The organism is Novosphingobium sp. GV079, from assembly GCF_003058045.1.
GTDB lineage: Bacteria > Pseudomonadota > Alphaproteobacteria > Sphingomonadales > Sphingomonadaceae > Novosphingobium > Novosphingobium capsulatum.
In genome coordinates, this window is the sequence record NZ_QBUE01000009.1 from 25,563 (window position 1) to 51,772 (window position 26,210).

The 26,210-nt window shown below is 66.7% G+C and carries 23 protein-coding genes; 7 read left to right on the plus strand and 16 right to left on the minus strand.

Translation table 11 applies throughout. From position 1 onward, the window contains the following. Positions 1–27 precede the first annotated feature (27 nt). The 4 genes from C8K14_RS12795 to C8K14_RS12810 all read right to left on the minus strand — a co-directional run bounded on the left by C8K14_RS12795 (position 28) and on the right by C8K14_RS12810 (position 4,498). Complete coding sequence (locus tag C8K14_RS12795; protein WP_107716945.1) at positions 28–714, minus strand: DUF2490 domain-containing protein; 687 nt, start codon at positions 712–714, stop codon at positions 28–30. An 84-nt stretch (positions 715–798) separates the two neighbouring features. Further along, entirely contained in the window at positions 799–2,235 is a 1,437-nt protein-coding gene (locus C8K14_RS12800; RefSeq protein WP_107716946.1) for an NAD-dependent succinate-semialdehyde dehydrogenase, read from the minus strand. A 10-nt stretch (positions 2,236–2,245) separates the two neighbouring features. Next, complete coding sequence (locus C8K14_RS12805; protein WP_107716947.1) at positions 2,246–3,001, minus strand: nuclear transport factor 2 family protein; 756 nt, start codon at positions 2,999–3,001, stop codon at positions 2,246–2,248. A gap of 54 nt (positions 3,002–3,055) precedes the next feature. Continuing rightward, positions 3,056–4,498, minus strand: a complete 1,443-nt coding sequence (locus C8K14_RS12810; protein ID WP_107716948.1) for an MFS transporter — start codon at positions 4,496–4,498, stop codon at positions 3,056–3,058. A 177-nt stretch (positions 4,499–4,675) separates the two neighbouring features. On the opposite strand from C8K14_RS12810, the gene C8K14_RS12815 reads away from it, so the two are divergent. Both C8K14_RS12815 and C8K14_RS12820 read left to right on the plus strand, forming a co-directional pair. Continuing rightward, complete coding sequence (locus tag C8K14_RS12815; RefSeq protein WP_062788321.1) at positions 4,676–5,620, plus strand: SDR family NAD(P)-dependent oxidoreductase; 945 nt, start codon at positions 4,676–4,678, stop codon at positions 5,618–5,620. Further along, positions 5,617–6,537 (plus strand): SDR family NAD(P)-dependent oxidoreductase, encoded by a 921-nt coding sequence (locus C8K14_RS12820; protein ID WP_022676904.1) that lies wholly within the window; start codon positions 5,617–5,619, stop codon positions 6,535–6,537. The genes C8K14_RS12815 and C8K14_RS12820 overlap by 4 nt, the downstream gene beginning before the upstream one ends. 137 nt (positions 6,538–6,674) lie before the next feature. Here C8K14_RS12820 and C8K14_RS12825 read toward each other — a convergent pair whose 3' ends face one another. The 3 genes from C8K14_RS12825 to C8K14_RS12835 are packed head-to-tail and all read right to left on the minus strand — an operon-like array spanning position 6,675 to position 10,313. Continuing rightward, entirely contained in the window at positions 6,675–7,985 is a 1,311-nt protein-coding gene (locus tag C8K14_RS12825; RefSeq protein WP_107716949.1) for a dihydrolipoamide acetyltransferase family protein, read from the minus strand. 4 nt (positions 7,986–7,989) lie between these two features. Continuing rightward, positions 7,990–9,021, minus strand: a complete 1,032-nt coding sequence (locus C8K14_RS12830; RefSeq protein ID WP_233251071.1) for an alpha-ketoacid dehydrogenase subunit beta — start codon at positions 9,019–9,021, stop codon at positions 7,990–7,992. Next, the gene (locus C8K14_RS12835; protein ID WP_233251072.1) at positions 9,018–10,313 is read right to left on the minus strand and encodes a thiamine pyrophosphate-dependent enzyme; all 1,296 of its coding nucleotides are present in this window, start codon (positions 10,311–10,313) and stop codon (positions 9,018–9,020) included. Before C8K14_RS12835 ends, C8K14_RS12830 begins: the two co-directional genes overlap by 4 nt. 143 nt (positions 10,314–10,456) lie before the next feature. On the opposite strand from C8K14_RS12835, the gene C8K14_RS12840 reads away from it, so the two are divergent. After that, on the plus strand, positions 10,457–10,960 hold the full coding sequence (locus C8K14_RS12840) for an Lrp/AsnC family transcriptional regulator (protein WP_022676900.1): 504 nt from the start codon (positions 10,457–10,459) through the stop codon (positions 10,958–10,960). Further along, on the plus strand, positions 10,957–11,553 hold the full coding sequence (locus tag C8K14_RS12845) for a nucleotidyltransferase family protein (RefSeq protein WP_107716951.1): 597 nt from the start codon (positions 10,957–10,959) through the stop codon (positions 11,551–11,553). The genes C8K14_RS12840 and C8K14_RS12845 overlap by 4 nt, the downstream gene beginning before the upstream one ends. Before the next feature lie 75 nt (positions 11,554–11,628). Here C8K14_RS12845 and C8K14_RS12850 read toward each other — a convergent pair whose 3' ends face one another. From C8K14_RS12850 to gabT, 5 genes are all read right to left on the minus strand, one after another. Continuing rightward, entirely contained in the window at positions 11,629–12,600 is a 972-nt protein-coding gene (locus tag C8K14_RS12850) for a nucleoside hydrolase (RefSeq protein ID WP_107716952.1), read from the minus strand. A gap of 100 nt (positions 12,601–12,700) precedes the next feature. Further along, positions 12,701–13,579, minus strand: coding sequence for an XdhC family protein (locus tag C8K14_RS12855; RefSeq protein WP_107716953.1), 879 nt, complete (start codon positions 13,577–13,579; stop codon positions 12,701–12,703). Between the two features lie 23 nt (positions 13,580–13,602). Beyond that, entirely contained in the window at positions 13,603–14,718 is a 1,116-nt protein-coding gene (gene ald, locus C8K14_RS12860; RefSeq protein WP_022676896.1) for an alanine dehydrogenase, read from the minus strand. A 135-nt stretch (positions 14,719–14,853) separates the two neighbouring features. After that, complete coding sequence (locus tag C8K14_RS12865) at positions 14,854–16,335, minus strand: NAD-dependent succinate-semialdehyde dehydrogenase (protein WP_107716954.1); 1,482 nt, start codon at positions 16,333–16,335, stop codon at positions 14,854–14,856. Further along, positions 16,332–17,618 (minus strand): 4-aminobutyrate--2-oxoglutarate transaminase, encoded by a 1,287-nt coding sequence (gene gabT, locus C8K14_RS12870; RefSeq protein WP_107716955.1) that lies wholly within the window; start codon positions 17,616–17,618, stop codon positions 16,332–16,334. Before gabT ends, C8K14_RS12865 begins: the two co-directional genes overlap by 4 nt. A gap of 110 nt (positions 17,619–17,728) precedes the next feature. Between gabT and C8K14_RS12875 the strand changes: the two genes are divergently transcribed. Continuing rightward, positions 17,729–18,667, plus strand: a complete 939-nt coding sequence (locus C8K14_RS12875; RefSeq protein WP_107716956.1) for a LysR substrate-binding domain-containing protein — start codon at positions 17,729–17,731, stop codon at positions 18,665–18,667. Here the strand turns inward: C8K14_RS12875 and C8K14_RS12880 are convergent. From C8K14_RS12880 to C8K14_RS12890, 3 genes are all read right to left on the minus strand, one after another. Further along, positions 18,644–19,555 carry a LysR family transcriptional regulator gene (locus C8K14_RS12880; RefSeq protein ID WP_062788337.1) on the minus strand — a complete coding sequence of 304 codons (912 nt, stop codon included), beginning with the start codon at positions 19,553–19,555 and terminating at the stop codon, positions 18,644–18,646. The genes C8K14_RS12875 and C8K14_RS12880 overlap by 24 nt on opposite strands. A gap of 6 nt (positions 19,556–19,561) precedes the next feature. Then, positions 19,562–20,926 carry an aminotransferase class III-fold pyridoxal phosphate-dependent enzyme gene (locus tag C8K14_RS12885; protein WP_107716957.1) on the minus strand — a complete coding sequence of 455 codons (1,365 nt, stop codon included), beginning with the start codon at positions 20,924–20,926 and terminating at the stop codon, positions 19,562–19,564. 121 nt (positions 20,927–21,047) lie between these two features. Beyond that, positions 21,048–22,016, minus strand: a complete 969-nt coding sequence (locus tag C8K14_RS12890) for a LysR substrate-binding domain-containing protein (protein ID WP_107716958.1) — start codon at positions 22,014–22,016, stop codon at positions 21,048–21,050. A 152-nt stretch (positions 22,017–22,168) separates the two neighbouring features. Here C8K14_RS12890 and C8K14_RS22880 point away from each other — a divergent pair, with 152 nt between their 5' ends. Next, positions 22,169–22,645: a cupin domain-containing protein gene (locus C8K14_RS22880; RefSeq protein WP_199223729.1), complete on the plus strand. Its 477-nt coding sequence runs from the start codon at positions 22,169–22,171 to the stop codon at positions 22,643–22,645. Between the two features lie 131 nt (positions 22,646–22,776). Here C8K14_RS22880 and C8K14_RS12900 read toward each other — a convergent pair whose 3' ends face one another. Beyond that, complete coding sequence (locus tag C8K14_RS12900) at positions 22,777–23,844, minus strand: PotD/PotF family extracellular solute-binding protein (RefSeq protein ID WP_022675408.1); 1,068 nt, start codon at positions 23,842–23,844, stop codon at positions 22,777–22,779. Positions 23,845–23,947: 103 nt separating this feature from the next. Between C8K14_RS12900 and C8K14_RS12905 the strand changes: the two genes are divergently transcribed. Next, positions 23,948–25,894, plus strand: a complete 1,947-nt coding sequence (locus C8K14_RS12905; protein WP_107716959.1) for an NAD(P)-binding protein — start codon at positions 23,948–23,950, stop codon at positions 25,892–25,894. The last annotated feature ends 316 nt before the right edge of the window (positions 25,895–26,210 follow it).

Consider the following 26,210-nt stretch of genomic DNA (forward strand, 5'->3'; position numbering starts at 1 on the left):
CCTGGTTATGGGCCGGCCCGCGCGCGATCACCTGCGGATCATGAGCGACAGACTGGCAATGTGATTCATGCGATCCTCGCGCGCCGGGCGCGAGACATACTGGCCGGAATAGCCCGCCTCCACGCTGATGCCGCGGCCCACCGGCAGGGCCACGCCGGCAAAGCCGCGCAGCTGGTCGAAACCCGATTTCTGGCCCCACCCGGTGTGGTTGAGGCCCACGAACGGTTCGGCCCAGACCACCGCCTGCGGCGTGCCCGGCTTGCCCAGCGGCACGTCGAGCCGCACCAGCTGGCGCAGCCGCCAGCCCGTTCCGCCCTGCCCGTCGACCAGGCGCTGTTCCAGCCGGGTGCGCCCGGTCAGCGTCGGGCGCGTGGTGCCATTGCCCGCCCCATCGCCAAACGCGCGCCAGGTCACCTGCTCGAACACGCGGTGTTCGTGGCTCACCCGCCCGCCCAGCGGATCGCTGCGGATATAGCCATAGCCGCCCCACAGCGTGGTCGAGCGGTCGAGCTTGACGCCCAATGCCCCGCGCACGATCGCTTGCCCGGCGCGCTGCGCATCGTCGGTCAGGCGCAGCTGCACGTCGGTGAACAGCACGAGGTCCTGGTTGAGGTTGAGGAACGATTGCTGCGCCAGCCACACCTGCGCGTCGTCCTCCGCCGCCAGAGCGGGAGTGGCGGCAAGGACCAGGGCAGGAAAAAGCATTCGGCGCATCGGGCACTCCGGCAGGCAGCAGACAAGCTTGCCCCGCTATGCCGCTTGCTTTTCCCGAATGTTGCCCGCCCATGACGTTGCGCATCAGGCTTCGTGCACGGTCTTGGTCACCAGGCACGCCATCAGGCCTTCTGGGCCGTCTTCGTGCCCGTGGCCCGACCATTTCACCCCGCCAAATGGCGCATCGGCGCCGCCGATCATCGTCGTGTTGATGCCCAGCATGCCGGTTTCCACCTCAGCCGCCACGCGGGCGCGGGTGGCATGGCCCTGGCACCAGGCATAGGCCGCCAAGCCATAGGGCAGGCGATTGGCCTCGGCGATCATCGCATCGGCATCGGCAAAGCGGTTGATCAGCGCCACCGGCCCGAACGGCTCCTCGTTCATGATCGCGGCATCCAGGGGAATGTCAGACAGCACGCTGGGCGCAAAGAAGAACCCGGCATTGCCCACCCGCTCACCACCGGTGTGCAGGCGTGCGCCGCGCGCCACGGCGTCGCCGATCAGGCGCTCCATCGCCTCGGGCCGGCGCGGATTGGCCATCGGGCCCATCTGCACGCCATCCTCCAGCCCGTTGCCCACGCGCACCTGCGCCGCGCGCGCGGCAAAGCCATCGCGGAAAGCCTCGAACACCGGCTCTTCCACGATGAACCGCGTCGGGCTGACACAGACCTGCCCGGCGTTGCGATACTTGTGCGCCACCGCCGTTTCGATCGCGCGATCAAGGTCGGCATCGGCAAAGACCAGCACCGGGCCATGGCCGCCCAATTCCATCGTCGTGCGCTTCATGTCGTCGGCCGCCAGCTTGGCCAGGTGCTGGCCCACCTGGGTCGATCCGGTGAACGACAGCTTGCGGATCACCGGGCTGCCGAGCAGATGCCGGCTGACCTCGTCGGGCACGCCGAACACGGCCTGCGCCACTTGCGGCGGCAACCCGGCATCGAGCAGGCATTGCAGCACGCCCAGCGCGCTGGCCGGGGTTTCCTCGGCCGCCTTGAGAATCACCGAACAGCCTGCGGCGATCGGCGCACCCAGCTTGCGCCCGGGATTGCCGAGCGGGAAATTCCACGGCGCAAAGGCCGCCACCGGGCCAACCGGCTCGTGCGTGACGGTAGAGCGCATGCCGGTGGGCCGCACCAGCGCCCGGCCATAGACGCGCTGCACCTCGCCCGCATAGAACTGGAACAGCCCGACGTTCATCAGAACCTCGATCCGCGCCTCGGGCAGGGTCTTGCCCTGCTCCAGCGTGGCGATCCGCGCCAGGTCTTCCTGCCGCTCCAGCATCAGCCGGGCCGCGCCATTGAGCACGGCGGCACGCTGCTGCGGGGTGGACTTGCGCCACAGCGCAAAACCTTGCGCCGCCACATCGAGGGCGGCGTCAAGGTCTGCGACATCGGCCAGCGGCAGTTCGCCCAGCACCGCGCCCGTCGCCGGGTTGACCACGGCGTGGGTGCGCCGCCCACCCCCGCTCACGCGCTGGCCGTTGATGATCATGCAAAGCGAGGGATAGGTCGTCGTGGTCATGGGCTGGGGCTTACTTCGCAGCGATCGCGGCATCGTGATCGAGGTCGCGCTGCAGGCGCTGCGCCTCGATCGGCTTGCCGGTGATCGGGTGGTTCATGTGGAACGGGGTGATCTTGTGCGTGGGCCACAGCCAGTGGCCTTCGAGCAGCTCATCCGGCCCGCTGGGATCGGTGGGATAGGTCACCTTGGGGAACGGCACGTATTCGGGCGGCGTGTGCGCCCAGCCCTTTTCGAAATCACCATGCCAGATCGGCATGTAGTTCAGGATATGCATGCGCCATTTGCCGTCCACCTTCTTGTAGGTGTTTTCGTAAATGCCGCCTTCCCACCACTGCCGGACCTTGAGGTGCGGCGCGTCGCCCTCGAAATCCTTGTGCCGCCCGGCCTGCATCATCGAGCGCGCGCGCGCCAGCGCGGTGACGCCATCGGGCTGGATATCGATGATATCCTGCAACTGCGGGTGATCGAGCAGGAAGCCATCGATCGGGCCGTTGTTGCCATAGGTGAAGCGCTTCTGGAACCGCTCGACATAGAGGCGGCGAATGCCTTCCTTGCCTTTCCACACGCCGCCGAAAAAGCGAACTTCGCCATCGTCGGTAAACAGGTCGACCGTTTCGTTATAGAGGCACTTGTCGATCAGATAGCCATAGAGATGCTGGAGCTTGCGCACGTCCAGCTCGTCCTCGCGCACGGTCAGGCGGGCTTCCACCTGGGCCAGCTTTTGTTCAAGCAGCGCAATACGATCGCCTGCCGCTTCGCCCGTCATCGCTCTCTCCATTTTGTATGTGTCACTAACAAATTGCGGATCAGCAAGCGGCTGTCAACGCCCTTGCGCTTCCAGCCGGGCCACTTCCTCACGATAGGGCCGGATCGCCAGGATCATCGACACCGTGGCGATCGGCAGCAGCGCGCCGGCGGTGATCACCAGCGCTTTCCACAGCTGCGCTTCGACGCCCACGATGCGCTGCGCCACCACGCCCACCACAAAGCTGCCCATCGCCCCGAAGAAAGTGAACATGAACAGATAGATCGCGGTGACCTGACCGCGCATCTCGTTGGGTGCGATGCGCTGGATCGCCGCGTTCTGCGGCACGGCGCCGGCCAGGCCGAACATTCCGCCCAGCGCCATGACCGCCAGGCTGGTCTCGCCCGTCGGCATCAGCGGCGCGGTAATCGCGCAGATCGTGACCAGCGCAAACAGGATCGCCGCGCAGCGCACGTTGGCGTCCTTGTGCCGCTTGGCCATCCATTCCACGAAAACGCCGCCCAGGAAAATGCCCAGCAGCGAACTGACCAGCAGCATCGGCGCCATGACCATGCCGATGCGCCCCTCGTTCCAGCCATAAGTGCGGATCATGAATGGCACCCGCCAGAACGCCAGGCCAAAGGTTTCGATCGCGGCCAGCGCCAGGCCCAGGAACAGCGGATAATAGACGCGGCCACGCGCATGGATGGCACGCACCGCGTCCAATCCGGTGAACGCCAGAACGCGTCGGCCCAGGCTGGTTTCAGCCACCACGCCGCCCTGGCGCGCGGCCGGTTGATGGCCGCGTCGTGCCGGTTCACGGATCGCCAGCAGCAGCAGGGCCGCCAGCAGGCCCGCCACCGCCTCGCCCAGCAGGATCAGCTGCCAGGAATGGATGCGCAGGCCCAGCAGTACCGGATCGGGCCGGCCCGCCAGCCACATGATCAACTTGCCGCCCAGCGCCACGCCCACCGTGGTGCCGCCGATGAAACCCAGTTGCAGCACGGCAAAGGCGCGGGTGATCTTCTTGGGCGGGAAGAAATCGGCGAGCAGCGAATAGGACGCCGGCGCATGGGCAGAGCCCCCAGCCCCCAGGAACATGCGGCTGCCCACGAACTGGCCAAAGCTTTGTGCCATGCCGCCCAGCGCCATGATCGTGGCCGTCGCCAGCATGCCACCGGCGAGCACCAGGCGGCGCGGATAGATATCGGCCAACCGCGCCAGCGGGATGCCCACCACCACGAAGAAGATAACGCTGGCCGGCCCACCCAGGAACCCGAGTGCCTCGTCGCTCAACGCGAAATCCTGCTTGATGCGCTGGGCCAGCATGCCAAACACGGTCTGGTCAAAGAAGTTGAGGAACGTGGCCAGCACGATGGCGAACAGCGCGAACCACGCCGCGCCCGCCGCTGGCCAGGGCTGCGTTGTCGGCACGGCCGATTCGCTGTCGAACGCTGCCTCTGCCTGAAGGGCGGCTACCCCGTCATCGGGGATCGTCGGTGCCATTGCACCTGCCATCGCGTCTCTCCTCTCCCGGCCGGCCTTTCTTGGAATCGGGCCATTTTCATCCGGATCATTGTTAGTCTTGCATACAATTCTCAGGTAGTGAATAGGGTAGGCACAAAAACAAATGACGGGCTGCGATCAGCGCGCGCCACCATAACAAACGTTATCTTGCAAAAACGGAGAGGAACCATGCAGAATCTGCCGGGCAAAACAGCACTCGTCACCGGAGGGGCCAGCGGAATCGGCCTGGGAATCGCCAAGGCGCTGCTGGGCGCGGGCATGAACGTGGCAATTGCCGATATTCGCGACGATCACCTGGCGCAGGGCAGCGCCGAACTGGCCGACGTGGCCGGCGGCGCGACCGACCGCATCCTCGCGCTCAAGCTCGATGTGACCGACCGCGCCAACTATGCCGCGGTGGCCGATGCGATCGAGGCGCGCTTTGGCAAGATCCACATCCTGGTCAACAATGCCGGCGTCGCCGTGGTCGGCCCGACCGACCTCGCTACGTTCGCCGATTGGGACTGGGTCATGGGCGTGAACCTGGGCGGCACGATCAACGGCATCGTCACCGTGCTGCCGCGCATCCTGTCCCATGGCGAAGGCGGCCATATCGTCAACACCGCCTCGATGTCCGCCCTCGTGCCGGCGGCGGCGACCACGATCTATTCCTCGGGCAAGGCGGCCGTCACTTCGATGATGGAATGCATGCGTCCCGAACTGGAATCGCGCGGGGTGATCTGTTCGGCGTTCTGCCCAGGGGCAGTGCAATCCAACATTGCCGAAGCCGGCAAGACCCGCCCGGCAGAGCTGGCCGAAACCGGCTATGCCGAAGCCGACAAGCGCCGCCAGGCCGGCGGCAATTTCTCGCACCTCTACCAGACCAAGGAGCAGGTCGGGGAGCGCGTGCTCGAAGGCATCCTCAACGATGAACTCTATATCCTCACCCACTCCGAATTCCTGGTGGGCGTGAAGGAACGGGGCGAGGCGACCACCGCCGCGGTGCAGACCCACCTGCCGGAAAACCCCGAATACAAGCAGACGTTCGCCATGCTGTTCCGCAACCCGGCGATCACCGCCGAGATCGAGCGGCAAAACGCACTCAAGGCCACCCGGATGGGAGTAACCGCATGAAGGATTTTGCCGGCCGCACGGCCTTCGTCACCGGCGGCGCCAACGGCGTCGGCATCGGCCTCGTCCGCCAGTTGCTCAACGAAGGCTGCAAAGTGGCGATTGCCGACATTCGCCAGGATTCGATCGACCAGGCCCTGGCCAGCCTGGACAACCGCGAAGTCATGGGCGTCCAACTCGACGTGTCGAGCCGCGAGGCGTTTCGCGAGGCGGCTGACCGCGTGGAGGCCGAATTCGGCCCGGTCTCGCTGTTGTTCAACAACGCCGGGGTCAACCTTTTCCAGCCGATCGAGGAATCAAGCTATGACGATTGGGACTGGCTGCTCGGCGTCAACCTCCACGGCGTGATCAACGGGGTGATGACCTTCGTGCCGCGCATGGTGGAGCGGGTGAAGGCCGGCACCCAAAAGGGCGGGCACATTACCAACACCGCCTCGATGGCCGCCTTCCTCGCCGCCGGCACGCCGGGGATCTACAACACCACCAAGTTCGCCGTGCGCGGCCTGTCGGAATCGCTGCACTACTCGCTGCTGCAATATGGCATCGGGGTTTCGGTGCTGTGCCCGGGCCTGGTCAAAAGCTATATCTACGCCAGCGACGCGATCCGCCCCGACAGCCTGAAGGGTGGCGCCAAGCCGGTGAACCAGGAAGCCGTGGAGCGCCTGGCGGGCGTTCACGAATTCGGCATGGAGCCCGACGTGATCGCGCAGCGCACGCTCGACGCCATGCGCGAAAACCGCCTGCACATTTTCTCGCACCCCGATCACAAGGAAGAGATGCGCGAAATCTTTGACGAGATCATCGCCGAATACCGCGATTATCCCAAGGATGCCGGTCACGACCAGCGCGTGGCGTTCGAGGCGTTCCGCCGCGACTCATTCGCCAAAGCCCGCGCCGCCTCGCGCGCGTCGGATTTTTGACGTTTGCGCCGAAAATGACGTTTCGGCGTTGCGGCACCGGCCCGCTCCCCCACCCGACCTCCCAACGATAGTACCCTATGGGAGGTCGGGTGGGGGAGCGGGCCGGTGCCGCAACCGTAATTCCGGCAAAGCCGGAATTACGCCAAAATAAGCGCCGGCGTTTCGATCAGCTTCTTCACCGCCTGGACAAAGCTCGCTGCATCCCAGCCATCGACCACGCGGTGGTCGCAACTGATCGAGATGTTCATCAGCTTGCGCTTGGCGATGCGTTCCCCGCCGAGGCCATCGGGCACGAACATCGGCCGCTCGACAATGCGGTTGGGGCCGATGATCGCCACTTCCGGCCGGTTGATCACTGGCGTCGTCGCCACGCCGCCCAGCGGCCCAAGCGAGGTGATGGTAAAGGTGGAGCCGGAAAGCTCGTCCGGCTTGGCCGTGCCGTTGCGCGCGGCATCGGCCAGGCGGGCGATTTCCCGCGCCAGGGCCCAGGGGTTCATCGCCTGGGCATTGCGGATCACCGGCACCATCAGGCCCGCCGGGGTCTGCGTCGCCATGCCCAGGTGCACCGCGCCGTGGCGCGTCACCACGCCGGCTTCATCGTCATAGCGCGCGTTGAGCATGGGGAACTGCGGCAGCGTGCGGCAGATCGCCACGATCAGCAGCGGCAGCATGGTCAGGCGCGGACGATCGAGGCCGCCGGCATTGAGCTGCGCGCGCAGTTCTTCCAGCGCGGTGACATCGCATTCCTCGACATAGGAAAAATGCGGGATCGCGCGCTTGGACGCGGCCATGTTCTCGGCAATGCGGCGGCGCAGGCCGATCACCTTGACCTGCTCATCCGCCCGCGCCGCCGCGCCGGGGGCATAGCTGCGATTATAGGCGAGGAACTGGTCGAGATCGCCATGGCGCAGGCGCCCATCCTGCGACGGACGCACCTGGGCCAGGTCGATCCCCAGTTCCCGGGCGCGCTGGCGCACCGCCGGGCTGGCGAGCACGCGGGCGCTCTGGTGCCCGGTAGCAGGTTCTGCGCGAACGGGTGCGGTTTCCTCCTGCCTCGTTTCCGTTCGGGCTGAGCTTGTCGAAGCCCCCTGCGCAACCTCCACGTCCGGCAAGCGCCCTTCGACAGGCTCAGGGCGAACGGGTGCGGGTTCGTCGTGCTCAGGTTCCGTTCGGGCTGAGCCTGTCGAAGCCCCTTCCCCAACCTCGCCGGCCACCTCGATCTCCACCAGCATGGAGCCGATCGGAATGCGATCACCCACTTCGCCGGCGATCGAAACCACGCGGCCCGCCACGGGGCTTTCCATTTCCACGGTGGCCTTGTCGGTCATCATGTCGGCCAGCGGGCTGTCCTCGCCCACCGTGTCGCCGGGTTGCACGTGCCAGGCAACGATCTCGGCCTCGGCAATGCCTTCGCCGATGTCGGGCAGGCGGAAGGTGTAAAGCGCCATGGGATCAATCCTTGCAGATACGGTCGAGGGCTTCGCCGATGCGCACGGCCCCCGGGAAATAGGCCCATTCCAGGCTGTGGGGATAGGGCGTGTCGAAACCGGTCACGCGCTCGATCGGCACTTCCAGCTCGTAGAAGCAATGCTCCTGCACCAGGGCGGAAAGCTCGGCGCCAAACCCGCCGGTGCGGGTCGCCTCATGCACGATCATGCAGCGCCCGGTCTTGCGCACCGATTCGCGGATCGTGGCGATATCCAGCGGCACCAGCGTGCGCAGGTCGATCACCTCGGCATCCACGCCCTTGTCGATGCACACCGCATGCGCCACGTGGACCATCGTGCCATAGGCCAGCACCGTCACCGCCTCGCCTTCGCGCACCACGCGCGCCTTGCCCAGCGGCACGGTGTAATGGCCCTCGGGCACCACGCTGTCGGGATGCTTGCTCCACGGTTCAACCGGCTTGTCATAAGCGCCGGTGAACGGCCCGTTGTAGATGCGCTTGGGCTCGAAGAAGATCACCGGATCGTTGTCTTCGATCGCGGCAATCAGCAGCCCCTTGGCATCGTGCGGGTTGGACGGGATCACCGTCTTGAGGCCGGCAACATGGGTGAACAGTGCTTCCGGGCTCTGGCTGTGGGTCTGCCCGCCAAAGATGCCGCCGCCAAAGGGCGATCGCACCGTCAGCGGCGCGATAAATTCCCCGGCCGAGCGATAGCGCAGCCGCGCCGCTTCCGACACCAGCTGATCCAGGCCCGGATAGATATAGTCGGCAAACTGGATTTCCGGCACTGGGCGCAGGCCATAGGCGCCCATACCTACCGCCACGCCGATGATCCCGCATTCGCTGATCGGGGTATCGAACACGCGGGTCTTGCCATACTTCTTCTGCAGGCCGGCAGTGGCGCGGAACACCCCGCCGAAATAGCCCACGTCCTCGCCCATGATCACCACGGCGGGGTCGCGCTCCATCATCACGTCGAGGGCGTCGTTGATCGCCTCGATCATCGTCATGCGACGGCTCGTTCCCTGGTCCGTCATGGCATATCGTCTCCATCTTCGGGCCGCCAGTCGGGCCACTTGATCCGCCGCTCGCGCATGGCCTGCTCGCTCTGCTCCTGCAGGTGCCAGGGCAGCGTCTCGAACACGTCTTCGAACATCGTGTGGAACGGATGGTGCAGGCCGTGGCCCAGCACGCCGTTGGCCTCGGCCGCGCGCGTGGCGGCCTTCACCGCCTCGGCCAGTTCCTGGTCCATCGCTGCCTGGCGATCCTCGTCCCATTCGCCGAGCGCGATAAGGTGGTTCTTCAGCCGGACGATCGGGTCGCCCAGCGGCCAGGTGCTCCGCTCCTGCGCGCTGCGGTATTGCGAGGGATCGTCAGAGGTCGAATGCCCCTCGGCGCGATAGGTGAAATGCTCGATCAGCGTCGGCCCGGCATTGCTGCGGGCGCGGTTGGCCGCCCAGCGCGTGGCGGCATAGACCGCCAGCGGATCGTTGCCATCGACACGCAGCCCGGCCACGCCATAGCCGATCGCCCGCGCGGCAAAGGTCTGGCGCTCGCCACCGGCAAAGCCGGAAAAGCTCGAAATGGCCCACTGGTTGTTGACCACGTTGAGCACCACCGGCGCGTTATAGACGGTGGCAAAGGTCATCGCCGAATGGAAATCGCCCTCGGCGGTCGATCCCTCGCCCACCCAGGCGGCGGCAATGCGGGTATCGGCCGAAATCGCGCTGGCCATGGCCCAGCCCACCGCCTGCGGCAGCTGCGTGGCAAGGTTGCCCGAAATAGTGAAAAAGCCATAGTCGCGCGCCGAATACATGATCGGCAGTTGGCGGCCTTTCAGCTTGTCGGCCTTGTTGGAATAGATCTGGTTGATCATCTCGATCAGCGGATAGCCGCGCGTGATCAGGATGCCCTGCTGGCGATAGCTCGGAAACACCATGTCATCGGCCGCCAGGGCCATGGCCGGCGCCACCGAGGTCGCCTCCTCCCCCGTGCACTTCATGTAGAAGCTGGTCTTGCCCTGGCGCTGGCCGCGAAACATGCGCTCGTCGAACGCGCGGGTCAGCGCCATATTGCGCAGCATGGCGCGCAGGGTTTCGGGATCGAGCCGCGGGTTCCACGCCCCCACGGCCTGGCCATTTTCATCCAGCACGCGGATCAGGTCGGTGCACAAGGGCCAGGTATCGGCAGCGGCGCAGGCCTCGTCCGGGCGGGCCTGCGCGCCTACCGGCGGCAGGTTGAGGCCGCTCCAGTCCGGCTCGGCACCGGGCCGCGCCTTGGGCTCGGGCACATGCAGCGCCAGGGGCTGCTGGTTGGCGAATTCTGCCACGATTATCCTTTCCCAGGCCTTTCGGTTTCCCTGGCAGCATAACGCGAAAGGGTTGGAAAGGGTTGCCAATTGCGGGGCAGGTAAAAGCACGGGAGTGCACTTTGCACTACCGGTTTGGCGAAATGTAGTGCATTCACGCTTCCATGTCGGAAACCACCGCACCGCCCGAACTCGACTCCTGGGATATCCGCATCCTGCAATGCCTCACCCGCGATGGCCGGATGAGCTGGCGCGACCTGGCCGAGGAAATCGGCCTGTCGCTCACCCCCACGATCCGCCGCGTGCGCCAGTTGGAGGCAGCCGGCCTGATCACCGGCTATTTCGCCCGGCTCGACGAACGCGCGCTGGCCGGCAAGATGAGCGTGTTCGTCTCGGTGACGCTCGAACGCCAGCAGCGCGAGGCGCTCGACCGGTTCGAGGCGCAAGTGGCACAACTGCCTGAAATCATGAGCGGATTTCTGATGTCCGGCGGATCAGACTTCCTGCTGCGCTGCGTGGTGCGCGATCTCGATCACTACCGCGAACTGCTCGAACGGCTGACGCAGATCGAGGGCGTCGCCCATGTGCAAAGCAGCTTCGCGCTCAAGACCTTCATCAACCGCCCGGCCCCGCTGATCAGCGAAAGCCGCATCCGGCGCGCGCGATGAGCCGGAACATCGCCCTGGTCCTGCTCGCCGCCGGGCGCGCCAGCCGCTTTGGCGGTGGCAAGCTCGCGGCCCTGCTCGGCGGCAAACCCGTGATCGAACACGTCGCCGCTGCCACCGCCGCCCTGCCCGTGGCGCAACGCATACTCGTCGCCGCGCCCGATGTGCCAGCCCTGCCCAGCTTTACCCGCGTGGCACTCGATCCGCCCCAGGCGCCGCAATCCCGCTCGCTCGCGCTGGGCATTGCCGCCGCGCCGGGGGCAGACGCCGTGCTGATCGCGCTGGCCGATATGCCGCTGGTGCCGGCAGCACACTTTGCCGCGATGCTGGCCGCATTCGATGGCGATCGCCTGACCAGCAGTTGTAACCGCCAGCCGCTGCCGCCGGCCCTGCTCGGCGCGCAGCACTTCCCCGCGTTGCTGGCGCTGACGGGAGATCGCGGCGCAGGCGCCTTGTTGCGCGATGCGCCCGCGCTGGCGCTGACGGCCGAGCAGGCACTGGACATCGATACGCCCGAAGACCTGGCACGCGCACAAGCGCTGCTTCCCCCTCCGCCAGCCCTACGGGCTGCCACCTCCCCCGAGGGGGGAGGATAACCCAGCCAGATCCTCCCCCCTCGGGGGGAGGTGGCGGCCGCAGGCCGTCGGAGGGGGCGTCAGCAGCCCAGCGCGTCAATGCCCCTGCGCATGCTGCCGCATCAAGGCATAGAAGTCCGCGAACGTTAGCCGTGCATCGAGCGTCTCATAGACGCGCACGGTTCGTCCCGCGATTTCCGCCCCGTATGTGCCATCGGCATTGATCCGGCGCGCCGTCCGATCAACAAAATTGCTGCTCTCGGGCGAGATCGCCGTCAGCAACACCGTCGGGCTATCTCCCAGCGGCCAACTGCCACCCACGTTGATAAAGGCAGGCGGCGTGGTAAACCGATCATAGAGCCACGCCCCGAACGGCGAGATCGGCCTGAGTTGGTCATCCAGTTCGGCCACCGAGGCCTGCATCTGCCGATAGGCCGCCTGGGGAATCTGCCACAAGGGAACGGCGGAGCGCTCGACAACCTCTTGCGCCGCCGCAACATCGGTTGCCAGATTGTATTCCCAGTTGCCATTGGGATAGCTGCCACCGCCGATCCACACCACCGTCATCCGCTGGGCGATCCGCGGTTCGATGCGCAGCGCGGCGGCAAGGTTGGTCAACGGCCCGCCACAGGTAAAGAACAGCGGCAAGGGATCATCGCGCATTGCCTCTGCCACGATCGCCAGCGCCGCCTTCGATGCGGGTGCATTGCTGTTGCCCATATCCTCACTCCCGGCAAACACCGGCGGCGGCGCAGCGAGGCCGGCCTGGCGCATCAGTTCTTCGGCAATATCCTTGCCGGCGGCAGCGGTCTTGCCGGCAATGGCTGGATCGGTAAGCTTGGGGTTCAGCGCCGAGCTGGTGATCAGCACCGTCCGGGTCTTGGGCGTCAGCAACTGATGCGCAAGCGCGACAAGGCCATCGGGATCGCCGGCAAAATCATTGTCGACGATCACCCGCGCCGATGGTCTTTGCGGGATGGCCCGAAAATTGGCGGCGCCGGCACGGCCCGCCAGAACCGATGCACCCGTTCCTGCCAGCGAAACTGCAAACGCCCGTCTTGTCAGCATCTTTGCCCTCAATCCCCTCTGGTGCGCCAAGGCGGGCGCCCTTGTTATCGCTATCATATGGCAATCGGGCAGGTGTGCAACAGGGCCGCCGCCTCGTGCGTTACGCCAGCGGATGCAGCGCCTCGTAAGCGCCCAGGATCTCCGCCAGCGCCGACAGCGCCAGCACGCCGGGCTCGCGCGTGCGGGGGATCAGGCCGATCGGGCTGGTCACCCGCGCCAGCTGGGTTTCATTCACCCCGTCGCGCGCCAGGTCATCCAGCCGCGCCATCCGCGCGCGCATCCCGCCCTGCGCGCCGATGTAGAACGCGGGCGTGTCGAGCGCCCAGCGCAGAATCGTGCGTTCCCATTCGTGATCGTGGAACAGCAGCAGGATGGCGGTCCAGGCATCGGCCTGCGCGCCCTGCGGCACCCCGCCTAGGCGCAGCGCGCCAGTGTCTTCCTTGGCAAAGACCTGTGTCGCGATGCCCATCGTGCGGGCCAGCGCCGCCGTCGCGGTCAGCTCCGCGCCCTCGCCCAGCAAGACCAGCGAGAGCGCGGGAATGTAGGGCCGCGCACGCAGCAGGTGCGGCGGGGCATCGGCCGGCACGGGCAGCGGCAGGCTGGCCGGCTGGCGCGCGTCTAGTGCTTGCACCACCTGCGCCAGCGCAGCGCGATCGGGCGCGGGATCGAGCAGGATATCCAGCCCGCCACCACAGGGCAGGCGAAAATCGATGATCGGCGAACCCCGGCCATAGCGCTGCAGCGCCGGCACCGCGCCCGGCGCCATCTGCGCCAAGTCTCCGGCCAGTTGCCGTTCCAGGCAGACATCGGCCAAAGAGCCGGCCACGGATGCATCCGCGCCGGCTCCTTGCCCGACTCCTTGGGTGGCCATTTGCGCGCCCACCCGGCGCGAAAAGCTGCCATCGATCCCCACCACCGTGCACAGCCCGGTGCCCCCAGCATGGGCGGCCCGCAGCGCGGCATGGTCGGTGTGGATCATCGCATCTCCAGGTGGGCTTGGCGTCAGCCGATCAGGTCGGCCGCCGGGGTATAGGCATAGCCCAGGTCGTTGGCCACCGCTTCATAGGTCACCTTGCCAAACGCCACGTTCAGGCCATTGGCGAGGTGCACGTTGCGCGCCAGCGCGGCCTTCCAGCCCAGGTTGGCAATGGCCAGGGCATGGGGCAGGGTCACGTTGTTGAGCGCATAAGTGCTGGTGCGCGCCACGCCGCCCGGCATGTTGGCCACGCAATAGTGCACCACGCCATCGACCACATAGGTCGGCTCGGCATGGGTCGTGGCATGGCTGGTTTCGAAGCAGCCGCCCTGGTCGATCGCCACGTCCACCAGCACGGCGCCGGGCTTCATCGTGGACAGCATCTCGCGCGTGACCAGCTTGGGCGCAGCGGCGCCGGGCACCAGCACCGCGCCGATCACCAGGTCAGCCTCGGCCACGGCAGCGGCGATGTTGGCCTTGCCGGCATAGAGTGTCTTGGCACGGCTTTCGAAATGGGTGGCCAAGCGTTCCAGCACTTCGGGGCTGCGGTCGATGATCGTCACGTCGGCACCCAGGCCTGCGGCCATCTGCGCGGCATTGAAGCCGACCACGCCGCCGCCGATCACCGCCACCTTGGCCGGCAGCACGCCGGGCACGCCGCCCAGCAGCACGCCGCGCCCGCCATGGGCCTTTTCCAGGGCGGTGGCGCCGGCCTGGATCGCCATGCGCCCGGCCACCTGGCTCATCGGCTTGAGCAGCGGCAGGCCACCGGTTGCGTCGGTCACGGTTTCATAAGCGATGCACACCGCGCCCGACTTCACCAGGTCTGCGGTCTGTTCGGGATCGGGCGCCAGGTGCAGGTAGGTATAAAGGATCTGGCCTTCGCGCAGCATGGCGCGTTCCACCGCCTGCGGTTCCTTGACCTTCACCACCATGTCGGCCCGGGCAAAGACTTCAGCCGCGGTGCCCACGATCTGCGCGCCGGCCGCCACATAGGCTTCGTCGGCAGCGCCGATGCCGGCGCCGGCACCGGTTTCCACCAGTACGGTGTGCCCATGCGCCACCAGTTCATGCGCACTTTCGGGGGTCAGCCCGACGCGATATTCGTGGTTCTTGATTTCCTTGACGGTGCCGACAAACATACGTGATCTCCCGATGCGATCGATTACGATCCCAGTGGGATGATATGGGAAAACGCAGGACGATTTTTCCCTATTTTTAGCGCGAATTCGCCGGATATCGGGATTTCCTCCCGACCATCCGGCGATCCGCGCAAATTATAGCGCCGGCACCGCGATGCAGGCCAGCTTCACATCGAGATAGTCATCCACGCCCAGGTGTGAACCTTCGCGGCCCTGGCCCGATTCCTTTACACCACCGAACGGCGCCACCTCGGTAGAAATCAGCCCGGTGTTGATGCCCACCATGCCGTATTCCAGCGCTTCGGTCAGGCGCCATTGCCGCGCGGCATCGGCGGTGTAAGCATAGGCCGCCAGCCCGGCGCGGGTGTTGTTGGCCAGGGCAACGGCTTCCTGCTCGCTCGAAAAGCGGACCAGGCCGGCCAGCGGACCAAAGGTTTCCTCGCGGTTGAGCAGGGCATCGGCCGGCACGTCGGCAATCACCGTCGGCTCGAAAAAGCGCGCGCCGATCGCCTCGGCCGGCTTGCCCCCGGTCAGGATCTTTCCGCCCTTGGCCACGGCATCGGCGACATGCGCGGTGATCTTGGCCACGGCGCGATCGTCGATCAGCGGGCCCTGGTCGGTCGGCCCGTCCAGGCCCGGCCCCACGCGATAGGCGGCCACCCGCGCGGCCAGCTTCTGCGCAAAGGCATCGTGTACGTCGGTGTGCACCAGCAGGCGGTTGGCGCAAACGCAGGTTTGCCCGGTGTTGCGAAATTTGGAAGCCAGCGCCCCTTCCACCGCGGCATCGAGATCGGCATCCTCGAACACGATGAACGGCGCGTTGCCGCCCAGTTCCAGGCTCACCCGCTTGACCGTGCCGGCGCACTGCGCGGCCAGCAGCTTGCCCACGGCGGTCGATCCGGTGAACGTGAACTTGGCCACGCGCGGATCGCCGGTCAGCACTTCGCCGATCGGCTTGGCCTGCCCGGTGATCACGCTGAGCAAGCCATCGGGCAGCCCTGCTTCCTGCGCCAGAACGGCCAGCGCCAGGGCCGAAAACGGCGTAAGCTCCGATGGCTTGATCACGATCGGGCAGCCCACGGCCAGCGCCGGGCCGGCCTTGCGGGTGATCATCGCCAGGGGGAAATTCCACGGCGTGACGGCGCCGACCACGCCCACCGGCTGGCGGGTGACGACCAGGCGCCGATCGCCCTGGTGCGGGGCGATCACCTCGCCACGCACGCGCCGCGCTTCTTCGCCAAACCATTCCAGGAACGATGCGGCATAGCCCACTTCGCCCTTGGCCTCGGCCAGAGGCTTGCCCTGTTCGGCAGTCATGATCGTGGCCAGGTCATCGGCATGCTCCAGCATCAGCGCAGCCCAGCGCTTGAGCACCGCGCCACGCTCCTTGGCGGTCCTGGCCTTCCACGGGCCAAACGCGGCATGCGCGGCGGCCACCGCCTCGCGCGTTTCGGCCGCGCCCATGTCGGGCACGTGGCCGATCACCGAGCCGGTGGCGGGATTGTCCACCGCGATAGTCGCCGCCGCGCCGCGCCATTGCCCAGCCACGAACGCCTGTTCGCGCCACAGGTCGGCGCGCTTGAGCGCGGGGCGGGTCACTTCCAGAATGTCACTCATGCCATCACCTTGCCGGCCACTGTCGCCAGGGCCTGTTCCACCAGATCGAGCCCTTCGTCGATCAGTTCGTCCGACGCGGTCAACGGTACAAGTACGCGAATGGTTTCGCCCTTGGTGCCGCACGACAGCAGGATCAGCCCGCGTTCCAGCGCCGCAACGGTCACCGCCTTGGCCATGGCGCCATCGGTTTCCCCGGCGGCATTGGTCACGTCAAAGCCGAACATCGCGCCCAGCCCGCGAATGTTGGCCACCGGCAGGCCGGCGGCGGCAAAGCCTTCCACCCGCGTGCGCATGCGCTGCCCGATCGCGGCGGCGCGGGCGCAGAGGCCGTCTTCCTCGATCACCTCCAACACGGCGAGCGCAGCCGCGCAGCCGATCGGCGAACCGCCATAGGTGCCGCCCAGACCGCCAGGATCGAGCGCGTCCATGAGCGGCGCCCGGCCGATTAGCCCGGCGAGCGGAAAGCCGCCGGCAAGCGACTTGGCCACGCAGACCAGATCGGGTTCCACCCCGGAATTTTCGATGCCGAACATCTTGCCGGTGCGGGCAAAGCCGGCCTGGACCTCGTCCGCGATCAGCAGGATGCCGTGCTGGTCAGCCAGGGCGCGCAGCGCTTCCAGGAATGCCGGCGGCGCCACGTGAAAACCGCCTTCGCCCTGCACCGGCTCGACGATGAACGCCGCCACGCGCTCGGGCTCCACATCGGCGGCAAACAGGTAGTGGATCGCTTCCAGCGTGCGCTCCACCGTGTTGCCATTGAGGCCGGTGGGGAACGGCGCGTGGAACACCTCGCCCGGCATCGGGCCAAAGCGGCGCTTGTAGGGCGTGGTCTTGCCGGTCATCGCACTGGCCAGCAGGGTGCGGCCGTGGAAACCGCCGGTAAACGCGATGACCGCCGAACGCCCCGTTGCCGCGCGCGCCACTTTCACCGCATTTTCCGTGGCTTCTGCCCCGGTGGTGAGCAGCAGGGTCTTGGCCGGGCCAGAAAATGGGGCGAGAGCGTTCAATTTTTCCGCCAGCGCGACATAGCTTTCATAAGGGCAGACCTGGAACGCGGTGTGGGTAAAGCGTTCCAGTTGCGCCTGCACCGCGGCCATGACCTTGGGGTGGCGGTGCCCGGTATTGAGCACGGCAATGCCACCGGCAAAATCGACGAAGCGGCGCCCTTCCACGTCCCACAACTCGGCATTGTCCGCGCGATCGGCAAACACGGCGGTGGACGAAGCCACGCCGCGCGGCACGGCCTGTTCACGGCGGGCAAGAAGAGACGCGTTGTCAGCCATGGCGGCACACTCCGGGCAAGAGAAACAGATGCCCATGCTTGTCGCACCATCGGCTTGCGCACAAAAGCCCACTAATGCTACCCAGATGGTGACCAGGGGTTACCATCGCCATGCCAGATCGCCCACACCTGCCACCCTTTGCCGCACTGCGCGCGTTCGAGGCGTTTGGCCGCCATGGCGGGGTGCGCCGCACGGCCGCTGCCTTGGGCGTCAGCCATGCCATCGTCAGTCGCCATCTGCGCGCGCTGGAAGACTGGCTGGGGGTCATGCTGGTCGATCGCCAGGGCGGTGGGCTGACGCCGGCGGGCGAAAGCTATCACGCGCTGATCGGCCCGGCGTTCGACCAGCTGTGCACCGCCACCAACCAGATGCGCGGTGGCGCGGCGGGCGGCCGGCTCGATGTGTGGTCGGTGGCGGGCCTGGCCTATCTCTGGCTCACCCCCAACCTACCCGGCTTTGGCCGCCGCTACCCCGGCATGGCGCTGGACCTGCGGCCCAGTGACAGCCCGCCCGACCTTGTCCGGCGCGAGGCGCAGGGCGATATCCGCTGGTATCTCGACACGGCCCCGGCGCTGGCCACCCCGCGCAATCTCATGCGCCAGGCGATCGTGCGACCGCGCCTGTTTCCGGTGGCGCGGGCCGATGCGCCCTGGCTGGCCGGCGCCCGCGTCGATACCCCGCGCGATCTCCTGGCCCTGCCCCTGCTGCACGAGGATTCCGACGCCGAATGGCGCGCCTGGTTTGCCGCGCAAGGCCTGGCAGAGGCGCAGCCGCCACTCGCCGCGCGGCTGTGGCAGGCGCACATGACCCTGGCTGCGGCCGCCGATGGCCAGGGGGTGGCGATCACCAATGGCTTCCTGGCGGCAGAGCACCTGCGCAGCGGGCGCCTGGTCGAACTGGGCGCGGGCAATCCGGCCTTTTCCCCCTGCGCGCCGGGCGCCTATTACTTCACCGCGCGGGCAGACATGTGGGACGCCCAGCCCATCGCCCGCTTCCGCGCCTGGCTGGCAGAGGCCGTGGCCGCCTCACCGGTCGATTGGCTGGCCTGACGCGGCAGCCGCGCGCAGCCAATCGGCCAGGGCATGGACATGGGCATCGCCCCGCCCTTTGGCCCGCACCACCATGGTCAGCTGCGCCGCGCCCAGCCAGATGCGGTCACCCACGGGCACCAGCTCGCCACGCGCCACCCATGGCGCGGCATAGCCTTGCGCCGCCAATGCCAGGCCCAGCCCATCGGCCGCCGCGCCCAGCAGGGCGGGCACGGCGGTAAACGTCGGCCCGGCGATCAGCGCGTCGCCGCCCGGCATCGCCAAGCCGAAGTGGGCATACCATGCCGCCCAATCCACCGGCCCTTCATCGTGCAGCAGCGGCACGGTGCCCCGCCCTTCGAGAAACCCAGCCGCCGCCCCGGCCAGCGCCGGCGCGGCATAGACGGCATAGTCCAGCCCCAGCAGGGTTTCACTGGGCAGGCCTGTATCGCCGCCATCGGGCGCGTCGGTTAGAAAGATATCGAGTTCGGTCGTCTCGAAATCCACCGCCAGACCGCGGCTGTCGAGCCACAGGTCCATCCCCGGCAGATCCGCCATCAGGCGCGGCAGGCGCGGCTGTAGCCAGCACCCGGCAAACCCGGCATCGGCATAGACGATCACCGAATTGGCCTTGCGATAGGGCGCCAATCGGCTCACCCCGCCGCGCAGCACCTTGAGCATGTCGCGCACCGTGCGGTGGAAATCGCGGCCGGCATCGGTCAGGACCACCTGGCGATAGACGCGGCGGAACAGGGCATGGCCCAGCGCCTCTTCCAGGTTGCGCACCTGGTGGCTGATCGCCGATTGCGTCAGCCCCAGTTCCTGCGCCGCCGCGGCAAAGCTGCCCAGCCGGGCGGCCGCCTCGAACCCTTCCAGGGACTTGAGCGGGGGAAGCCGGTCACGCGCCATGCGTGATCACGCCAGATCGTTCAGGATCTCGCGCAGCATGCCAAAGATCGTGTCGATCTGCGCGGCGCTGATCATCAAGGGCGGAGACAGCGCGATGATATCGCCGGTCACGCGGATCAGCAGCCCGGCATCGAACGCGCGGTGGAACGCCTCCATCGCCCGCGCGCCCACTTGCCCATCGCGCGGGGCCAGTTCGATCCCGGCCACCAGCCCCAGATTGCGCACGTCGATCACATGCGGGCAATCAGCCAGCGCATGCGCCGCCGCTTCCCAATGCGCGGCCAGCGCGGCGGCGTTTTCGAACAGCCCTTCCTCGCGATAGAGACCCAGCGTCGCCAGCCCCGCCGCTGCCGCCACGGGATGGCCGGAATAAGTATAGCCGTGGAAGAACTCGATGCCTTCGGGGCTGCCGTTGACCACGGTATCATGCACCTCGCGGCTGGCGATCACTGCCCCCATCGGCACGGTGCCGTTGGTCAGCCCCTTGGCCGTGGTGATGATATCGGGCGTCACGCCAAAGTATTCCGCTGCCGTGGCTTTGCCCAGGCGGCCAAAGCCGGTGATCACCTCGTCAAAGATCAGCAGGATGCCGTGCTTGCGGGTGATATCGCGCAGCGCCTGGAGATAGCCTTGCGGCGGCACCAAGACCCCGGTGGAGCCGGCCACCGGCTCGACAATCACCGCCGCGATCGTTTCGGCGCCATGCAGCGCCACCAGTTCTTCCAGTTCCTCGGCCAGGGCGCCGTTGCCCGGCTGCATGCCCCGGCAAAACCGCACGGCCTGGCCATGGGTGTGCGACAGGTGATCCACCCCCCACACCTGGCTGACAAAGCGGCGCCGGTTGCCGCCGATGCCGCCCACCGAAAGCCCGCCGAAATTGGTGCCGTGATACCCGCGCTGCCGCCCGATCAGGCGAAAGCGCGTGTGATCGCCGCGCGCATGGTGATAGGCCAGCGCCATCTTGAGCGCGGTATCGGCGCTTTCCGAACCCGAATTGGTAAAGAACACGCGGTCCATTCCCGCCGGCATGATCCGCGCCACGTCGCTGGCCAGGCGGAACGCCAGGGGATGGCCCAGTTGGAACGTCGGCGCGAAATCGAGCGTCTGCGCCGCCCGGGTCACGGCATCGGTGATCGCCGCGCGCCCGTGCCCGGCGTTCACGCACCACAGCCCCGCCGTGGCATCGAGCACCTGCCGCCCATCGGCCGTGGTATAGTGCATGTCGCTCGCCGCCACGAACAGGCGCGGGTTCTGCTTGAAGAACCGGTTGTTGGTGAACGGCATCCAGAAATGATCGAGATCGACGCCATCCATGCTGGCGAAATCGATCGACGCTGGGGCCGCTGCGGGCGGCTGGGTCTGGCTGGCCATGAAAGCTCCTGCAAACGGCGATGCCGTGAATCTTTTTCAGGTTACCTTTCGAAAATGGCGCGCCGGCGCGGGAGGGGGAAAAGCGATCGCCGGTGGTGCATGGGGCGCACCACACGGCGACTCACTCCGCTTGCTGGCGCAGGAAGCGGCGCAATTGCGCGATGGCCGGATTGTTGGCGCGATCGGCGCGCGTCACCATGCAATAAGACCCGATCGCCACGGCCTGCGCGCCCGGCACCGCCAGCTCCACCAGCGCGCCACTGGCCAGGTCATCAGCCACCAGATAGCGATTGGCCAGGGCCAGCCCGCGTCCCGCCCGCGCCGCAGCCAGCGCCAGGTGGGCATGCCACAGCAGCGCGCCGGGCAGCGGCTGGCGCCCCAGGTCCAGCCCATTGCCGCGCAGCCAGAACCGCCATTGCTCGTGGTGCTCCTCATGCAACAGCGGCGCGGCCAAGAGATCGTCCACCCCGCCGATCCCGACCATCGCCTGTGCCACGCCCGGGCTCGCCACGACCAGTAGCGGCGGTCGCGCCAGCACCAGCGTGTGCAGCCCCGGCCCGCCCGGCTGCGGCAGCCAGCCATCGCCGTAATAGCGGATATCCACATCGGCTTCGAACTGGATCAGGTTGGCCGGCCGGTCGGTGGGGCGCAGTTCCACCTGGAAACCCGGCCCGGTCTGCTCGAACGCGGCAATCTGCGCAGACAGCCACTGCGTGGCAAAGCCCGGCACGCACCACAGCCGCAGGTCGTGAATCTGGCCCTGGGCCATGATCTCGCGCGTGGCAGACACCACATCGAGCATCGCGGCCGAAACCCGCGCGTGATAGGCCTGCCCCGCCTCGGTCAAGGTCACGCGGCCGCCCTGGCGATCGACCAGCATCACCCCCAGCCATTCCTCCAGCGCCTTGAGATGGCGGCTAACCACCGTGTGATCGAGCCGCAGCAGCGCGGCGGCGCGGCGGACCCCGCCGACGCGGCCCACCACCTCGAACGCCCGGAGCGCGGCAAACGGCGGGATCGCCTTGCCCGACAGGAAATCGCCGGAATTCAGGTCTGCGGAAGGCAGCGGATCGGGCACAGACATCCTCATTGCTGGTGCGATCGCATGATATCACCAATCGAGCGGTGCACCAGATGCACCAATACTCGGAAATTGACAACATTTCCGGCCTCACGTGCAGTTGACGCCCTGACATCCAACCGCAATTGTGATCGCAGCACTTTACAACAGGAGACCGTCCGATGCGCGTCCACATCCGCTCTGCGCGGCATTTTGCCCTGGGCCTTGGCCTGGCGCTGGCCCTGCCCGCCACCGCAGCCCTTGCTGATACCGGCGCCGCCAGCATCGCCAAGCCGGCCAAACTGGCAAGCAGCGCGGTCACCGCCGCCCTCGCCGGCAGCGCCGCACACCACAGCGACGAAGGCGGCGCGGCTGTATCAGACCTGCCGCAGCTGCATTCGGCCGACAAGAAGTTCATGAGCGGCGCCTATGCCGTTGCCGGCCCCAACCACGACAGCTTCACCGGCGAAGGCTATCCGGTGAACGAATTCATGGTCTTCCTATCGGGCGGCGTCACCCTCACCTCGGCCGATGGCACCGTGCTGGAGGTGAAGGCCGGGGATGCGGTGTCGATCCCCAAGGGCTGGCTCGGCCGCTGGGATTCCAAGGGCTATGAAAAGTTCTACGTGGTCTATGACCCGGAAAAGCCGGTGGAATAACGCAAACGTAAGCCCCCTCCTCTTCAGAGGAGGGGGTTGGGGGGTGGTGCGAAACCTTGCGCTACGCCTCCACCACCCCCGGCCCCTCCTCTGAAGAGGAGGGGAGAGCAACGCCCGCTTTCCCCCTCCGCCTATGCCGCGCGCACGCGGGTGATCACATCCTGAAACGCACGATAGGCATCTTCGCCCAGATAGTTGGCGTATTGGCACTTGGCGAGCGCCGCCTCGGGCGGGAAGATCGCGGGGTTGTCGCGATATTCGGCGTCCATCTGCGCCAGCGCAGCGCCATTGGGCGTGGGATAGCGAATGGTGCGCGAGATATCGGCGCCCGCGTCCGCGCTCAGCAGGTAGTTGATGAACGCGTGCGCCGCATCGGGATTGGGCGCGCCGGCGGGGATGCACAGCTGGTCGGACTGCAGGATGCTGCCCTCCTTGGGCACCACGAACGCAAGGTCCTTGTCCTCGCGCATCACCTGGGCAATGTCGCCATTGTATTCGATCACGATATCGCAATCGCCCGACAGCAGCAGATCCTGGCCATTGTCGTCATGGAACGTGGCGATGTTGCCCTTCTGGCGGATCAGCAGGTCCTGCACCTTGGCGAGCGTCGCCTTGTCGAACGTGTTCATATCGGCGCCGAGATAGATTTCGGTCAGCCGGCACAGGTCGGCCGCGTCAGACAGCACGGCTATGCGGCCCTTGTATTGCGGCGAATCCAGCACCCATTTCCAGCTGTCGGGCACGCCCTGGATCTTTGACTTGCGATAGCCGATGCCCAGCACCAGCCAGGTATAGGGCATGGCATATTTGCGGCCCGGATCGAACGGCGCATCCTGGAAGCGCGGCAGGATGTTCTTCATGTTGGGAATCTTGGCGTGATCGAGCGGCATCAGCATGTTGGCCTTCGCCATGCGCTGCACGAAATCATTGGCCGGCACCACCACGTCATAGCCCGGATTGCCGCCGCGCAGCTTGGCAAACAGCTCGTCGTTGTTGGAATAGAGGCTCATGTTCACGCCGATGCCGCTGGCCTGCTCAAAGCCCGACAGGGTATGCTTGCCGACGTAGGTATCCCAGTTGTAGAAATTGACCATCTGCGAAGGATGCTTCTTGCACCCCGCCAGCCCGGAAAACGTGATGCCGACCGCTGCCGTGCCCAGGCCGGCCAGGAATCCGCGCCGCGAAGGGGTTGCTTGCATGATTGCCCTCATGGTTGGCCCGGTTGGATTTTCGGGCATTGCTTTTGCGCACGATATGTGATCACAGGATACAGGTAAAGCCTTTCATCACGGGGAAACGACAATGGCACGCGATGGCTCACCCAAAGGCATGCCCGGCGGACGGCTGACGCGGCGCGCGTTCGTGCAGACCGGCTCTGCCACGGCGGCCGCCGCGCTGGCCACACCCGCCGTTGCCGCCCCGGCCAAGCCTGCCTCCCCCACCGCCGCCCTGCCCGTGCATCCGGGCGAACCGGGTGGTTACTACCCGCCGCTGCGCACTGGCCTGCGCGGATCGCACGTTGGCTCGTTCGAAGTGGCGCATGCCCTGCGCGATGGCCAGGCGGTGGGCCAGGCGCTGGCCGGCCCGGCGCACGAAAGCTATGATCTGGTCGTCGTCGGCGGCGGGATCAGCGGGCTGTCCGCGGCGCTGTTCTACCGTGATCGCAACCCGGCCGCGCGCATCCTCATCCTCGAAAACCACGATGATTTCGGCGGCCATGCCAAACGCAACGAATTTCGCGTGCGCGGCCATACCCTGCTGATGAACGGCGGCACCGCCGGCATCGAAAGCCCCACGCCCTACAGCAAGGTTGCCGATGGCCTGCTGCGCCGCCTGGGGATCGATGTGCCGGCGCTGGCCAAGGCCTATGGCGGCGATACCGAGGTAGAGGAAGGCATGTTTGCCGGGCTCAAGCTGGGCCGCGCCGCCTTCTTCGACAAGGAAAGCTTTGGCAGCGATGCGCTGGTGCGCCTGCCCGATGATCTGCCACTGGCCGATGCCCTGGCCAGGTCGCCGCTTTCGGCCACTGCGCGCGCGCAGATCGCTGCGCTGGAGGCTGGCGCCAGCGATCCGCTCGGCACCATGGCGATGGACCAGCGCAAGGATTACCTCGCCACCATCAGCTATCGCGACTACCTGATGAAGCATGGCGGCCTGGGCGAAGAAGCCATGCTGTTCTACCAGAACCGCCCGCTCGGCTGGTGGTGCGTGGGCGCGGACGGGATCAGCGCGCTCGATGCCTGGGGCACCAGTTTCTTCCCCGGCTTCAAGGGCCTCAAGCTCGATCCCGGCGGCACGATGCGCATGGGCTATACCCCGCGCGGCTTTGCCAGCACCGGCGGCAGCTATGATTTCCATTTCCCCGATGGCAACGCCACGATCGCCCGCCGCCTGGTCGCCCAGTTGATCCCCGGCTTCATGGCGCCGGGCCTCACCGTCGAACAGTCGATCCTCGCTCCCACCGACTATGCCGCGCTCGACCGGCCAGACAACGCGGTGCGCCTTCGCCTCTCCAGCATCGTCGTCCACGCCGTCAACCGCGCCCAGGCTGGGGCCGACGTGGTCTATTCCCACGCCGGCAAGGTACACAAGGTGGCCGCGCGCCACGTGGTCATGGCCTGCTACAACATGATCATCCCCTACCTCGTGCCCAGCCTGCCCGCCGCGCAGAAGGAAGCGCTGCACGAACTGGTCAAGGAGCCGCTGGTCTATGTCAGCGTCGCGCTCGACAACTGGCGCGCCTTTGCCAAGGCCGGGCTTTCGGGCATCCAGTTTCCCCAGGCCTGGTTCCAGAACGCCGGGCTGGACAAGGCCGTGCCGATCGGCGGCTATGCCGGCCCCAGATCACCCGATGATCCCATCGTCCTGCACATGACCGGCATTCCCCACCAGCCCGGCCTGCCCGAACACGACCAGAGCCGCGCCGGCCGCATGGAACTGCTCGGCACCGACCTCGCCACCTACGAAACCCGCGTCCGCGACCTCCTCACCCGTGCACTCGGCCCCTATGGCTTTGACGCAGACAAGGATATCGCCGCGATCACGGTGAACCGCTGGCCACACGGCTATGCCCCGGAATACAACGCCTTGTGGGACAAGCACCAGGACGACGATCCGCAAGCCCCCAACAAGATCGCCCGCCAGCGCTTCGGCGCGATCACCATCGCCAACTCCGACAGCGGCCGCGCCGCCTACACCGACAGCGCCATCGACCAGGCCTGGCGCGCGGTGGCGGAATTGCTGGGATAAAAGGCGACGCGCAAAGCCCCCTCCTCTTCAGAGGAGGGGGTTGGGGGTGATGCGAGGCCTGGCAAGAGGCTTTAAGAAAAGGAAAAACGCAGGGGCCATCGCCCCTGCACCCCGTTAGTTTTGCGGAGCGCTTGCAAACGTGCGGGAGCGGAAGCTGCCAAATTTGCGTCAGCAAAATCCGCCTTTCACTGACGGGGCAGAAGGAACGGGTCCGCGCTATCGGCTTGCAGCAAGCTCAAAAATGATGACTGATGTTGGAACAAACCCGTCACTCCCGGACGGCTCGCCAAAGCTGCCTTCTAATTAAGGCGAGCTA